Origin of the sequence: Haloglycomyces albus DSM 45210, assembly GCF_000527155.1 — a bacterium.
GTDB lineage: Bacteria > Actinomycetota > Actinomycetes > Mycobacteriales > Micromonosporaceae > Haloglycomyces > Haloglycomyces albus.
This window is the reverse complement of sequence record NZ_AZUQ01000001.1, coordinates 372,518-386,136: the sequence shown is the minus strand read 5'-3', so window position 1 is coordinate 386,136 and position 13,619 is coordinate 372,518. Positions and strand designations below refer to the sequence as shown.

The 13,619-nt window shown below is 59.6% G+C and carries 11 protein-coding genes and 1 tRNA gene; 11 read left to right on the top strand and 1 reads right to left on the bottom strand.

The features are described 5' to 3' along the window. Nucleotides 1-74 precede the first annotated feature (74 nt). From HALAL_RS0101975 to HALAL_RS0101935, 9 genes are all read left to right on the top strand, one after another. Entirely contained in the window at nt 75-800 is a 726-nt protein-coding gene (locus HALAL_RS0101975; protein ID WP_025272397.1) for a 16S rRNA (uracil(1498)-N(3))-methyltransferase, read from the top strand. A gap of 105 nt (nt 801-905) precedes the next feature. After that, complete coding sequence (locus HALAL_RS0101970; protein ID WP_025272396.1) at nt 906-1,886, top strand: DMT family transporter; 981 nt, start codon at nt 906-908, stop codon at nt 1,884-1,886. 9 nt (nt 1,887-1,895) lie between these two features. Continuing rightward, a complete protein-coding gene (locus tag HALAL_RS0101965) occupies nt 1,896-2,258 on the top strand; it encodes a histidine triad nucleotide-binding protein (RefSeq protein ID WP_025272395.1) in 363 nt (120 codons plus the stop codon). A 194-nt stretch (nt 2,259-2,452) separates the two neighbouring features. Then, nucleotides 2,453-3,466 (top strand): PhoH family protein, encoded by a 1,014-nt coding sequence (locus HALAL_RS0101960; protein ID WP_025272394.1) that lies wholly within the window; start codon nt 2,453-2,455, stop codon nt 3,464-3,466. Between the two features lie 14 nt (nt 3,467-3,480). Beyond that, the gene (gene ybeY / locus HALAL_RS0101955) at nt 3,481-3,945 is read left to right on the top strand and encodes an rRNA maturation RNase YbeY (protein ID WP_025272393.1); all 465 of its coding nucleotides are present in this window, start codon (nt 3,481-3,483) and stop codon (nt 3,943-3,945) included. Between the two features lie 18 nt (nt 3,946-3,963). Beyond that, nucleotides 3,964-5,262: a hemolysin family protein gene (locus HALAL_RS0101950; RefSeq protein WP_084471811.1), complete on the top strand. Its 1,299-nt coding sequence runs from the start codon at nt 3,964-3,966 to the stop codon at nt 5,260-5,262. Next, on the top strand, nt 5,255-5,593 hold the full coding sequence (locus tag HALAL_RS0101945; protein WP_025272391.1) for a hypothetical protein: 339 nt from the start codon (nt 5,255-5,257) through the stop codon (nt 5,591-5,593). Before HALAL_RS0101950 ends, HALAL_RS0101945 begins: the two co-directional genes overlap by 8 nt. Then, nucleotides 5,586-6,503, top strand: a complete 918-nt coding sequence (era, locus tag HALAL_RS0101940; protein WP_025272390.1) for a GTPase Era — start codon at nt 5,586-5,588, stop codon at nt 6,501-6,503. The genes HALAL_RS0101945 and era overlap by 8 nt, the downstream gene beginning before the upstream one ends. Before the next feature lie 168 nt (nt 6,504-6,671). After that, a tRNA-Met gene (locus HALAL_RS0101935) sits at nt 6,672-6,748 on the top strand. Between the two features lie 92 nt (nt 6,749-6,840). Here the strand turns inward: HALAL_RS0101935 and HALAL_RS0101930 are convergent. Then, a complete protein-coding gene (locus HALAL_RS0101930; protein ID WP_156937556.1) occupies nt 6,841-8,154 on the bottom strand; it encodes an ISL3 family transposase in 1,314 nt (437 codons plus the stop codon). 451 nt (nt 8,155-8,605) lie between these two features. Here HALAL_RS0101930 and HALAL_RS0101925 point away from each other — a divergent pair, with 451 nt between their 5' ends. Together HALAL_RS0101925 and HALAL_RS0101920 are read left to right on the top strand one after the other, a co-directional pair. Further along, on the top strand, nt 8,606-10,444 hold the full coding sequence (locus HALAL_RS0101925; protein ID WP_025272388.1) for a prealbumin-like fold domain-containing protein: 1,839 nt from the start codon (nt 8,606-8,608) through the stop codon (nt 10,442-10,444). Between the two features lie 575 nt (nt 10,445-11,019). Further along, entirely contained in the window at nt 11,020-13,305 is a 2,286-nt protein-coding gene (locus tag HALAL_RS0101920) for a LamG domain-containing protein (RefSeq protein WP_025272387.1), read from the top strand. Nucleotides 13,306-13,619: the final 314 nt, after the last annotated feature.

Sequence of the window (13,619 nt, the reverse complement as noted above, 5' to 3'; positions counted from 1 at the left end):
TCTCGCCGTGGGGACGACAACCGCGTCCCCACAACACCGCAGCCATGGCCGCAAGGCGTCTAAGGTAGAAAACCGTGACTGAACCGTTTTTCCTCATCGACCAGCTGCCCAGTGGCAACGCTGGAGTCCTTGACGGGCCGGAAGGGCATCACGCCGCCGATGTGCAACGCCTGCGCGTCGGCGAGCGCCTCAGCCTGACCGACGGCCACGGCAACATCGCCCACTCGACCGTCACCGGCTCCGAGAAGGCCCGCCTCGAATACGCCATCGACGAGCGCATTCAAGCACCCCGCCCCATCCCCAGCCTGACGTTGGTGCAGGCGCTCCCCAAAGGAGACCGGGGAGAGCGGGCGGTGCAGGAGGCCACCGAAATCGGCGTCGACAGCGTCATTCCCTGGGCGGCGGCACGGTCGATCGTGCAATGGAAAGGCGCTCGCGGCGAAAAGTCCCGCCGAAAGTGGGCCACCACCGCACGCGAGGCGGCCAAACAGGCACGACGCCCCTGGGTGCCACTGGTGGAGGAGCTGTACACCACCAAGCAACTCGTGTCACGTCTGCGGCAGGTCGACCAGGTCATCATCGCCCATGAGGACGCCACGGAACCCCTCTCGCAGGTTTCCTTGGCCGACGCAGGCGAGATCGCCGTCATCATCGGTCCCGAAGGCTCCCTGACACCCGACGAGGTCAAGGCCTTTTCAGAGTTCTCCAACCCTGTCCGTCTAGGCGAGACGATTCTCCGGACCTCGACGGCCGGCCCGGCGATCCTCTCGGTACTCCAGGCACGCCTCGGCCGTTGGTGACCCGGGCAGGCGTGCTCGCCGGAACCGTGCGGGTCGAATTCCGGCGATCACATCCGCCCCACGGCACCGACGGAGGTAGTTCGGCTGTCACCGTAGGCTAGGCGAGTGGCTCTCACTGACTCTTTGCGGCAATTCACCACACCGCCACGCGGCGCGCTCGCCTTCGGCGCGGCCTTGGCCTCCATGACTTTCGTGGGAATCGCCACCCCGGTCTTGGTCGTTCTCGACGACTATCCCGTCTTCACCGGCCAGGCCATCCGTTTCCTTGTCGGTGGGCTTCTGCTGGTCGGTCTGTTGAACCTGCGACGGTCACCGGCCACGACCGCCCCTATCCGTCTCGGCGATTGGGGCAGAATCGTTCTCTTGGCCCTCAGCGGGGTCGCGGGTTTCAACGTCTTTCTGATCATGGCGCTACGTCACGCCGATCCGTCCGCCGTCGGCACCATCATTGGCGGGGTTCCGATCGCACTGGCGCTGCTCAGCCCACTTCTCGCCCGGCGACGGCCGTCCCCGCACCTCCTCGCCGCCGCCGGAATCGTCACCGTCGGAATCACGCTCACCCAGGGCCTCGGGGGAGGAACCTGGTACGGCCTTGCCTGGGGAGCGGCGGCTCTGGCCGCCGAAGTGATTTACCACCTGGTCGCGGCGAGCGTGGTCGAGCGTCTCGGAGCCATCCGAGTGTCCGGGTACGCCTGTCTGACGGCCGTCCCCATGTTGCTGTTGGCCGCGATCGTGACCGACGGAACGGCCGCGTTCCAGACCCCTGACTCCAGCGAATGGATCGCCCTGCTGTATTTGTCCGTGTTCGCCACCGCGTTGGCCTTCAGCCTCTGGCTCGTCGCCGTTCCTCGCATCGGAGTGGAACGAACCGGGCTGTGCGCCGGTGCCGCCCCCGTGGCCGCCGTCGTCGCCACCTGGGTCATCGGCACCGGGGACCCGCAGATCGCCGATACCGCAGGGGCCGTTCTCGTGGCGGTGGGCATTGTCGTCGGTATGCGAACCCGACAGAGCCGGAAGAGAGCCGAATCCCGACAACCTGCCGTGAACCACGACCGACCCGTGAACCAAGCAGACCCAACGCCTTAGGATAGGCGCATGAACAAAGAGCCAGACTGCATTTTCTGTTCCATCATCGCCGGAGACATCCCGTCCACCGAAGTCGCCACCAGCGAACACGCCTACGCCTTCCGCGACCTTCACCCCGCCGCGCCGAGCCACATCGTCGTCGTGCCCAAACGCCACCACCCCAACGTCAACGAGCTCTCCCACACCGACCCCGAACTGACCGGACACGTGGTCGCCCTGGCTGCCGAAGCGGCCACCAAAGACGGGCTCGACGCGGACGGCTGGCGCCTGCTGACCAACACCGGCGAACACGCCGGCCAGACCGTTCAACACGTCCATTTCCACGTACTCGGCGGGGAACGACTCGGTCCGCTCAACGCGCCGCGAAACTGACTAAACCGGAAATAGCGACCGCCTTGTGACAGAGTGCGTCAAACGACCGCGAAGACGGCTGCACAAGGCGGAACACACGTGAAAAACGCGGCAGTTGAGAATCTTGATTGCCCACCGCACTCGTGTAGGACTACCATTAAAATCTACAGTTCAACCACAAGTGATAGGAAGCAGGTGGCTTACCCGCCAGGGTAATGTCTATGACCGATCGACCCGCACCGAACCGGCACAACGCCCAGATCACCGTTACCGATCAAAACACCCTCATGGCGTTGCTCGGAACTGCCGATTCCAACCTTCGGTTCCTGGAAAAACGTCATCCCACCGTCGACTTCCATTTGCGCGGTGACACCCTCACCCTCAGTTCGGAATCCAACGAACTGCACACAGTACAGCGACTGGTTAAGGAACTACTGAACTTGGCCGAATCAGGCGAAACCATCAGCCCCGACCTCATCCGCCGCACCGAAGGAGTCATCGACTCCCCAGGCGAGGAATCCCCCCAGGAGGTCTTCACCCACAACATCGTCTCCCGACGCGGACGGTCCATCCGCCCGAAGACGGTGGGGCAAAAACAATACGTCGACGCGATCGACACCCACACCATCACCTTCGGCATCGGCCCCGCCGGGACGGGGAAAACCTACCTGGCCATGGCCAAAGCCGTCCAGGCTCTGCAGGCCAAGGACATCAATCGCATCATCCTCACCCGTCCAGCGGTCGAAGCGGGGGAAAAACTCGGTTTCCTTCCCGGCACCCTCACCGAAAAAATCGACCCGTACCTGCGACCCCTCTACGACGCACTCCACGACATGCTGGATCAGTCGTCCATCCCCAAACTCATGGAAACCGGAACCATCGAAGTCGTTCCGCTGGCGTTCATGCGCGGACGCACGCTCAACGACTCCTTCATCATCCTCGACGAGGCGCAAAACACCACCCCCGAGCAGATGAAGATGTTCCTCACCCGACTCGGCTTCGGTTCCAAAATCGTCGTCACCGGAGACGTCACCCAAATCGACCTCCCCGGTGGACAGATCTCCGGACTGAAGATCGTCGAAAAAATCCTCAGCGACGTCGAAGACGTTCACTTCTCCAAGCTCAACAGCCACGACGTCGTGCGCCACCAACTGGTGACCGACATCGTCGACGCCTACGAGAAATGGGACGTCAACAACGAACAGAACGCACCTAAGCACCGGAAATAAACAAGGAAACCACCGTGGCGATCGAACTGATCAACGAATCCGGCAGCGAGGTCGACGAGCAGGCACTATCGGACATGGCCGAGTACACCCTCCAGGAAATGGGGATCAACCCGGCCGCCGACCTGTCGTTCCTTATTGCCGACCTCGAGCACATGAGCGACCTCAACCGTCGATGGATGGGAGGTACCGGACCCACCGACGTCCTCTCCTTCCCCATGCACGACGCGCTCCCCGGCCGCCCCGACGCCGTCGAATCCGACATCGACGCCCTCGGTGACATCGTGCTGTCCCCGGAAGTGGCCGAACGTCAAGCCCAGGACGCCGGACACTCCACCCTCGACGAAATGCGCATGCTCACCGTGCACGGAATCCTTCACATTCTGGGCTACGACCACGCTGAACCCGTACAAGCCAAAGAAATGTTCGGACTACAGAACCGCATCCTCGACGCCTGGCGAAGACGTGAGGTTAAACCGTAGTTGTTTATGGAGCATGACATGACTTTGCAATGGGGGCTCATAGCCACCGCAGTCGCCCTGACCGTCGTCGCCGGGATCGCCGCCATGGTCGACTCGGCCTTCAACGAGGTGTCCCCGGCACGGACGGCCGAACTCAAAGAACAACACCGGCGCGGAGCCAACTCCCTCGTCACGGTCATCACCCGACTGCCCGCGCATCTCAACGTCCTCATCTTCCTGCGAGTGGCCTCCGAGGTCACCGCCACCGCCCTCGTGGCGGTCGTGACCTTCTCCCACATCTCCTCCACCGCAGCCGCCGTCGCCCTCACCGCGGCAGTGATGACCTTCATGTCCTTCGTGGCCATCGGCGTCGGACCCCGCACCATCGGACGGCAACACGCCTACCCCGTCGCCCTCGCCGCCGCCGGACCGGTCAACCTACTCACCCGGGTCCTCCGGCCCCTGTCCAAATTCCTCATCGTCCTGGGCAACGCCATCACACCGGGCAAAGGCTTCAAAGAAGGCCCCTTCACCACCTCGGCGGTGGAAATCCGCGAAATGGTCGACCAGGCCGAAGCCCACGGCACCGTGGACAACGAAGAGTCCGAAATGATCAAATCGGTCTTCGAGCTCGGTGACACCGTCGCACGCGGCGTCATGGTGCCGCGGACGTCGATGGTGTGGGTCAACGCCGAAGCCAGTGTGGATGACGCGCTCGCCGCAGCGCTCGACTCCGGGTACTCTCGTATTCCGGTGGTAGGAGAGGACCTCGACGATATTCGCGGCGTCGCCTACCTGAAGGACCTCGCCCAGATCAACGGTGGAGGTCGTTCGATCACCACCACCATGCGTGAGGTCACCTTCGTTCCCGAGTCCAAACCGGTGGACGATCTCCTGCGCGAAATGCAGGCCAAACAGATCCACATCGCGATCGTGGTGGACGAGTACGGCGGCGTCGCCGGACTGGTCACGATAGAGGACATCATCGAGGAGATCGTCGGGGAGATCACCGACGAATACGACGACGAGTTGCCGCCGATCACCTGGAGCGACGACGGTTCGGCGCGAGTGATCGCACGCCTTAACCTGGATGAGTTGGCCACCGAATTCAAGGTGGACTTCGGTGATGTCGACGTTGACACCGTCGGCGGCCTCATCGCCAGCGAACTGGGTAAACTTCCTGTCGCCGGCGATCGCGTCATCATCGCCGGACTGGAGATGACCGCCGAAGGTGCGATTGGCCGCCGTCGTCACATTGAAACGGTTCACGTGAAGCGAGTTCCGACCGCTCCCACCGATCCATCCGAACTAGAAGAAAGCAGTTCCATACATGTCTGAGACGACTCTTGACAGTCTCGCGGAGGAAGACACCAAACTCGTCACCATGGCGCGCCAAGCCGCTGGGCGTGTGACGCAATTGAAGGGCGCTGCCGTGCGCGACACTATTGGACGCACCTATGCCTCCGCCCCGGTGGAATTGCCTCATTTGGAACTGACGGCTCTGCAAGCCGCAGTGGCTCAAGCGGCAGCGGCCGGGGCAGAGGCCCTGGAAGCCGCCGCCATATTCAACTACACCGACGACGACCCGGGCGTTCGTGCCGTACAGGACCTGGCTCAGAACGCACCCGTCTACGCGGTGGTACGAAAGGACGTGACCCGTCTTGTCTAACGCCGATGCCGCAGCCACCGAGGAGTACCGCGCAGGATTCACCTGCTTCGTCGGGCGTCCCAATGCGGGTAAATCGACCCTCACCAACGCCATCATCGGGGAAAAGGTGGCGATTACCTCGCAGCGGCCGCAAACCACGCGTCACGTGGTTCGTTCGGTGTTGCATCGACCCAATTCCCAGGTCATTCTGGTTGACACGCCCGGGTTGCACCGGCCCCGCACCTTGCTTGGCGAGCGGCTCAACGATCTGGTGCGCCAAACCTGGAGCGAAGTCGACGTCATCGGCGTGTGTCTTCCGGCGGACCAGAAGATCGGTCCCGGCGATCGTTTCATCACCAACGAGATCGCCGAACTGAAAGGCACGATCGTCGCGGTCGTGACCAAGGCGGACCTGGTGTCTCCCGACCAGCTGATCGAACAGCTCAACGCGGTCAACAAGCTCTACGACTTCGCCGACATCGTTCCGGTCTCGGCCAAGACGGGCAAGAACGTCGAAACTCTGGTTGACGTTCTGTCCGGTCATCTCCCTGAATCGCCGCAGCTGTATCCCGACGACATGGTCCGGGAGGACCCGGAGCGAGTGATGGTTTCCGAGCTCGTGCGGGAGGCGGCCCTGGAAGGCGTCAAGGACGAGTTGCCACACTCCATCGCCGTGGTCATCGAGGATATGGAGCACGAGGTCAGCGAAGGGAACCCGCGCACCCGGATCTATGCCGAAATCTACGTAGAACGCATGAGCCAGAAGGGCATTGTGATCGGCAAAGGTGGTGCCCGACTGAAACGGGTGGGCACGAAGGCGCGGAAACAGATCGCCGAACTGCTCGGCACCCGGGTGTACCTGGATCTGCACGTGCGGGTGGCCAAGGAATGGCAGCGCGACCCGAAGCTATTGCAGCGGCTGGGGTTTTAGTTCGCCGCTGTTCCCCGGCAAGTAGACGTGTGTGCTGAGGCCGCGCCGACGATTCAATCCGTCGGCGCGGCCTTTTCGCTTCGTACGCAGGCAAAACCGGAGGTGACGGGGAACACGCACCCCCCATTTGCGAGTCATGCCGAAGTACCGTATAGTTGTATTCAACGGCGCGGGGTAGAGCAGCTCGGTAGCTCGTCAGGCTCATAACCTGAAGGTCGTTGGTTCAAATCCGACCCCCGCTACCAAGGCAAAAAGCCCGGTTCATCGAACCGGGCTTTTTTCGTTGTACGCCCGGCATGGGCGATTGCTGGCTCTTCGGAGTTTAGCGGGGTGCGGTTTATTTAATGGTGATGGAGCCGAGGACTCGCCAGTTGGGTTTGCCGGCATACAGCAGGGCCCGGATGCGGTAGTTGTGGAAGTTGGTGAATCCAAACCCGATCCGTTTGATGCGTTTAATCAGGTTGTTCAAAGCCTCGGTAGGGCCGTTACTAACCCGAGCGTGATGGTAGTTGCAGATCTTGTCGCGCCAACGCTGGAGGGTCCGGCCCAGTCTCTGTAGTTCGGGCGGCATCGCGTGGTGGCGGCAGTGGGCCACTAGATCGGTCATCATCACCCGTGCCGTGTCAGGGTTTGTTTCCCGGTAGAAATCACGTATTCGCTCTTTGATCCGGTAGGCAATTGCTACCTCAGCATGAGGGTCGCCCAGTGCCAGAAGCGACGACAGTCGCTGGGCGGCTGTGTCGGTCAGGCGTTCTTCGCCCACCAACAGTACCCGTCGGGCCCGGTAGAGCGGGTCATGTTTGCGTCCACGATGACCTGTCTGTTCGTGTTGTATCCGACGGCGTACCGCGTCCAACGCCCGGTTGGTCAACGCCACCACGTGGAACGCATCGACCACTTGGACAACGTTGGGAAGCATCACGTTATACACAGCAGCGTAGGCGGTCGACATATCCAACGCGCCATAGCGGAGGCGCCGCTTCCATGCGACCGATCGCTCATTGATATACGCTGCCACATCAACGAAATCACGACTGGGAAGCAGGTCGATGATCTGGTGGTGGTCGACATCGCAGACGGTCGTGACGTAGCTGGTGTGTCGATTGGTCAGGCGCATGAAACTGGTTTCATCCAACCCGATCGCAGTGGTCTTGTTCAACCGTTTGCGGTCGGCGTCGAGTAGTGCTCCACCGTAGGCGGTGACGGCATCGTTGATCGTGTGCCAGTCGCAGCCGAGCTCGGTGGCGACCTCACTGACGGTACGACCCTTCCCCACCTGGACCGTGGCCCATTTCGCGGCTCGGGTCGTTACACGACTCGAGGCCCCAGCGATACGCGGATCCGTAAGCACCCAAGACTGCCGAGGACACGCCGTGCTGGGGCACCACATCCGATGTTTACGCCACACCAACCGCATCGCTTGCCCGTACACCGGAAGATCGATATAGCGCGCTAGGGGACGTTCCTTAACTCGTGCCCGACCGCCACAGTCGGAACACAACGGATGATCCACCACCTGCTCGATAACCAAGTCGACGTGCGGGCCATGACGTTCGTACTGCACAACACGAACATCCTTGAACCCTACAAGCGCCTGGACGATCTTGCTAGAATCAGACGTAACGAAGGTGCTTTTTTGTCGTTTTTTCACACATCAACAATGAGGCACCTTCGTTCTTTTCCACCAACCACACCCCGCTAAACTCCGAAGAGCCAGTTTAGCGGGGTGCGGTTTATTTAACGGTGATGGAGCCGAGGACTCGCCAGTTGGGTTTGCCGGCATACAGGTACGGCCAGCACTACCGCCGCGTCACACTTTCAGTGCTAGCGGCTCGCCGGTTCCAAAGACTTGGAATACTAAGACCTTGCCGCTCAAGATGAAAGCCCAGCCAGATACAGGACATCTCACCTGAGTCGCGTCGTCTGTAGGTGTTCCCATTCACCGAATCGCGGCAGACGCCGTGTCGGTGGGACAAAATTCCATGCTGGCCTTTCATGATCGTGCCCGACTACTCGATTTTTCTGGGAAGGGCACGATGAAATTTGTAAGGCTGTTGGTCGGGTTGATGCTCGGCACCCTATTCTTCTTACCGCTCCCCGCAATGGGACAGGACTCGGAAGGAAGCGGATACTACGTCACGTTGGTCGCTCGCCAATGCGACGATTACAGCGACATCATGGCCAACCGTCTGCGCAATGACTACCAGGAAAGCCTTGAAGACCTGGGACCGGACAGTGTCTACCGGAAGGGCCAGTCGATTGATCCCGATATCGAGGACGCGAACGACCCGAACTGTACGCCTTTGGAAGGGTGGGCGTTCTCGTTTGGGCAGGGAGCAGGCGACCCAGCACATGTGGATAACCTGTCAGTCGTAGGGGAACCGGTCTCGACGACGCCGAAAACCCAAACTTCGGTGCCACGATTGAATTCACAGGCTGGAGATACCGGACAGCGTATTGCAGGCGCGGTTACCGTGGAACTGACAAAGGAACAGTATCGGCTCTCCCAAATCAGCGACTGGCGAAGCACTCTCTGGTTGCAGGGCGGCAGCTCAAGCGATCCACTCAATAAGGCCGATTTCGGAGATTACTACGTTTTTGGGGCACTGCGCTGTTCGATTGACAACCAGAATGCCGATAACGTCGAATTGGTCAACTTCCCACAAGGGCAACGGCATGCATTTTGCTACTTCTATGCGGCGGCACCTGCCCCAGGTTCAGGGGACATCGTGGTTCGTAAGGAACTGGCCGGTGGCGCTACCGACGACTGGACCTTCTCTTATTCGGGAAATGTGACGTATGATCCCAGCGGACGTTTCGATGTCAATGTAGACGATGGAGTCGGTGAGACCACGTTTCACCGCGCCGCAGACACGGGTGAGGCTTGGACGTTTACCGAACAAGAGGCTGAGGGGTGGGTATTTGAAGACCTGACCTGTGAGTCCGACAATGGACAAAGTCAAACCACCGTTACCGACCGTACGGCCTCGGTCATGCTCGCCGAGGGAGATACCGTCACTTGTACTTATACGAACGAACGTGCCGCCGAAGGACTTGGGGTATACAAGCGAACCGTCGATGGGACGGGTGGACCGTTCGAGTTCGACTTGGAGAGCGATGACGGTACAGAAGGGATCGGTACGGCAACCACCGATACCGACCTCCTTCCGGTCCAGGCGGGAACGGTTTCCGGCATTGGACGCACCGAACCGGTGACGATCACCGAAACGCTTCCCTCCACCACGGACGCGGGCCATTGGCGCCATCAATCGGTGGAGTGCAATGGTGAACTGGTTGACGCGGATGTTGATGGAGACACCGTTTCCGCCAACGTTCCACCACGTGATGGTCCAATGAACTGTCTTTTCACCAACGAGTATGTTCCGACGGGATCGGTCACCATCGTGAAGACAAGTCAGGGCGGAGTCGGCAACTTCAGCTTCGTCGTGAAGGAGTCACAGCCGGCCGACCTCAGCTCGGTGCCTCGTTTGGAACGCAGCCTTTATCGGCTGTACGATGTCGAAACCTCTGCCGAGGACGATCCCGCCTCGTTTACGGTGGATGGTGTTCGGACCGGCGAGTACACCATTGTCGAGCTCAACTCCGAACTTGACGGTAAGGATTGGGACTTGGTAGATGCTTCCTGTGATGCGGGTGGCGACTCCGACTATTCCAATGGAGTAACGTTTTCGGTTACGGAAGACCGACCGAACGTCACCTGTACCTTCACTGACGTGATGGCGGCGAACCCACCCGATGCGCCTGAGGGCCCCAACGGTGAAGGTGGCCCTGACGACTCTGACGGGGCTTCGCTCCTGACCAAGACGGGATCGAATATTGTTCTGGTCGGTACGGCCATTGCCATTGTGGCAGTCGTGGTGGGTCGTATTCTTGTGGTCCGCGGTCGTTTCAGGACGGAGTTAGCCCGGATAAATCTCTAGTCGGGTGCGGCGGGGCGGGAAAGCCGCGCCGCCCGATGACATCGGACCGTGACCGATTCTGATCCGCATGATGCATAACGATGTGTGAGAACGTAATACCTTTTTCGGGGGTGTGTTCGTCTGGCGGCGACCCGCTGGTTTCGACAAACTGTACTCATGCCAATGCCCCTCGGTCTCCATTGATTGGGATCACATCCAACGTGCGTTATTGTCGCGCACAGGTAACGCACGCTCATTGTCCCGGCTTGGGACCTTTCTCCAATCTCCGACTTATGTCACTGTTTCCGATCTAAGTGAAGGCCGGCTTGTGTGTGCGTATTAGCTGTTGAGAGCTTCAATTGCATTCGCTGATGCCGTATATGAGGCGTGAACCAGGACTTGACAGGCGAGCAAGATTCATTAAAGTCGGTAATTAACCACATCGACTTCGTCGATGTTCTGATGTCTACAACTAGATTGGATGCCCCTTTATGTCCCTGGATTTGCCTTATGAAAGGCAAAATTCAGTTCGACAGTGGACACGATATTCCCTGTTTGGACTGTCTGTTGTACTTGTAAGTATCCTCCTGGTTTCCATGCCGTCGCCGGTATCGGCGAATTCGGATGACACGGTGGATTCACCCGAAATCTCGCAAGTGACCGAAGCCCCGTCGTTCGGTGATCCCGTCACCTTCGAGTTCACTGCGCCGGCAGCGGATCAGGTTCGCTATGGCTGGCAAGGTCACAGCCGTTCGACCAGTGACCTTGACGCTGAGGGGAAGGTTCGAGTGGAACTTACTCCCCCGAGCAATTCCATCGACCAGGTTCTCCAAGCGGAAGCCGTTATGGCTTCTGGAGACTCGTCGTCGACGACCGAACTCTTCGTGCGAGTGACAAAGCCCAGTGCGCCTCACTCCGTGGGCGCTTGGCGTCTCAATGGAGATGGCCGTGACGATTCCTCGGTGAATAATTCGATTGCTCTCGACGAATCGATTGAGTTTACTTCGGACCGTCACGGTAACGCCGGTCTTGCGGCTTCTCTCAGCGCCTCTGGACAATCGTGTATGGCTCCTGAAGATCTCAGTCTGGACCTGAGCCGGTCCTTCGCCGTCGGTGGCTGGGTGAAGCCGGACAGCGGCAGCGATTCTGCGCCTACTTTCATTGGGCAAGCTGGAAGCGCGAGCGGTTCGTTCAACCTGACCTACGCCGAGAACGATGACAAATGGGCAATGACTCGGAGCAATGCCGACGCGACTGACGCCAACATCGTCAGCGCGGTTTCCGAAACTCCTGTGGCCCTTGGCGAGTGGCAGCACGTCGTGGGCGTATACGACGTAGCGGCCGACAGCATCCGTATCTATGTCAACGGCGTACTCGAAGGCAGCACCGTCCTTGACGGCGACGTATGGGAGACGAATCAGCCGTTGACCATTGGATGCCTAGAGCTGTCCAGTGGCGACCGCATTGGCGCGCTGGAAGGGGTCGTCGACGACATCGTGGCGTATCAGGAGGCTTTGTCCTCCAACCAGGTGTCGTATCTTTACCACGGAGGAAACTTCCCGGCTGCCCTACTTGGGGACTGGGAATTCCGTGGCAGTGGCGATGACGTCAGCGGTTTCAGCGGACCGTTCTCGGACATGGACTCTGTGACGTGGGGCCCCGACTACTGGGGTCGTCAGGATTCAGCCGTTGAATTCGCTGGTTCGGTATGTCCAAACGCTGAACTGAACACCGTGAAAACCAATGAGCCGTTTAGCCTTTCGCTCAAGTTCCGTCCCAACCAATTGCCCGGGGGCGAAGACCCGATCATCGCGTCGGTGAACGGGAGCAACAGTTCGCTTGCGTACTTCCAATACCACGGCGAAAAGAACGAATGGCAGTTTAAAGTTCGTGAGTCCGACGACCGTAATGCTGCCTCGTCTGTCATCAGTGCGCCGGTCGATTCCAGCGAAGGCGAGTGGGTCCAGCTTTCGGTCTCACACGATCCTTACACCAAACGGACAGTTCTATACGTCGACGGTGAAGAGGTGTCCGCCGACGCGCACATGGATTTCTCCTCCTTCGAAGCCGAGACGTTGAGCCTTGGGTGCGGATTCGACGGCACCAACGCGTTCCCTGAAACCGCTTTTGGGGAAGTTCGGCTTTGGCAGGGGATTGCCTCAACCGATGACTTCACACCGGCTGGGACTGAACGTACCTCCTACTGGGGACTGTCAGCCGATGAATCCGGTTCCGACGGGTGGGCCGACAACAACCTCACCTTCGAAGGCGGTCATGACTGGGTCGAAGATCGCTTCAACGAATGCGAAGCCGCATACAGCCCGAAGGCTGCCAATGAGAGCTATGCTCAAACGAGTTCTTCGGTGGTTACGTCCGATGAATCGTTCACCATGGTGGCATGGGCCAAGTTGGATGATCTGAACGGCGATTACACGGTCGTGAGTGAGACCGGTGAGGCCTCGTCCGCTCTCGGACTGAAGTTCGACTCAGAGCTGGAACGGTGGACGTTTGAGATGACGGACGCCAATGACGACCCAACCGTAAGCGCTCAGGCCGTTTCTGAAACGGCCCCGAATGTTGACCAGTGGTATCACCTCACGGCTGTTTACAATGTCGCTACGGGTGAAGCCCAGCTCTATGTCGACGGTGCCCTTGAAGAAACCGTCGATGCGATGGAGCATCCCTGGAACACCGACGGTCGGTTGCTCGTAGGGGCTTCCGGTGACAGTGCCGGTGATCGGTGGTCGTTCATGAACGGCACGATCGACGCGGTCAGAGCCTACTCGGGAACGCTTGACGCGGACACGATCCAGTCGCTGTCTGATCAGCGGCCCATTTTCCCGCCGCCCTCGATGTGCGGTGGAGATGAAGACCCCTGGTAGAGGATAACGATTATGAAACGGGTGTTAGGGGAGTCGTCTCTCCCTAACACCCGTTCTTGTCAACTTCAGGCCCGTTGTCGATGGGTAATGTTATGCCGCACTGCAGCCAGACCATACGGACACTTGAAATCCATACCGAGGCGAATGTGGTTCCAGTAGCAGGAAGACTTTTGGGGAGACAGTGATTATTGACCCGGAAAACAGCGCTCGGGGCAATTTGATTGCTCGGATCAAATACTCACATAAACATATGAGGGACTTCAATTCATTTCCCCTTGATATGAAAAGTCTAATGGATGAAGACGATTCATTTC

Coding starts and splice junctions, on each gene's coding strand:
- HALAL_RS0101965 (WP_025272395.1), top strand. CDS start 1,896: ATGAACAAAGAGCCAGACTGCATTTTCTGTTCCATCATCGCCGGAGAC.
- HALAL_RS0101960 (WP_025272394.1), top strand. CDS start 2,453: ATGTCTATGACCGATCGACCCGCACCGAACCGGCACAACGCCCAGATC.
- HALAL_RS0101950 (WP_084471811.1), top strand. CDS start 3,964: ATGACTTTGCAATGGGGGCTCATAGCCACCGCAGTCGCCCTGACCGTC.
- HALAL_RS0101945 (WP_025272391.1), top strand. CDS start 5,255: ATGTCTGAGACGACTCTTGACAGTCTCGCGGAGGAAGACACCAAACTC.
- HALAL_RS0101925 (WP_025272388.1), top strand. CDS start 8,606: ATGGGACAGGACTCGGAAGGAAGCGGATACTACGTCACGTTGGTCGCT.
- HALAL_RS0101920 (WP_025272387.1), top strand. CDS start 11,020: ATGCCGTCGCCGGTATCGGCGAATTCGGATGACACGGTGGATTCACCC.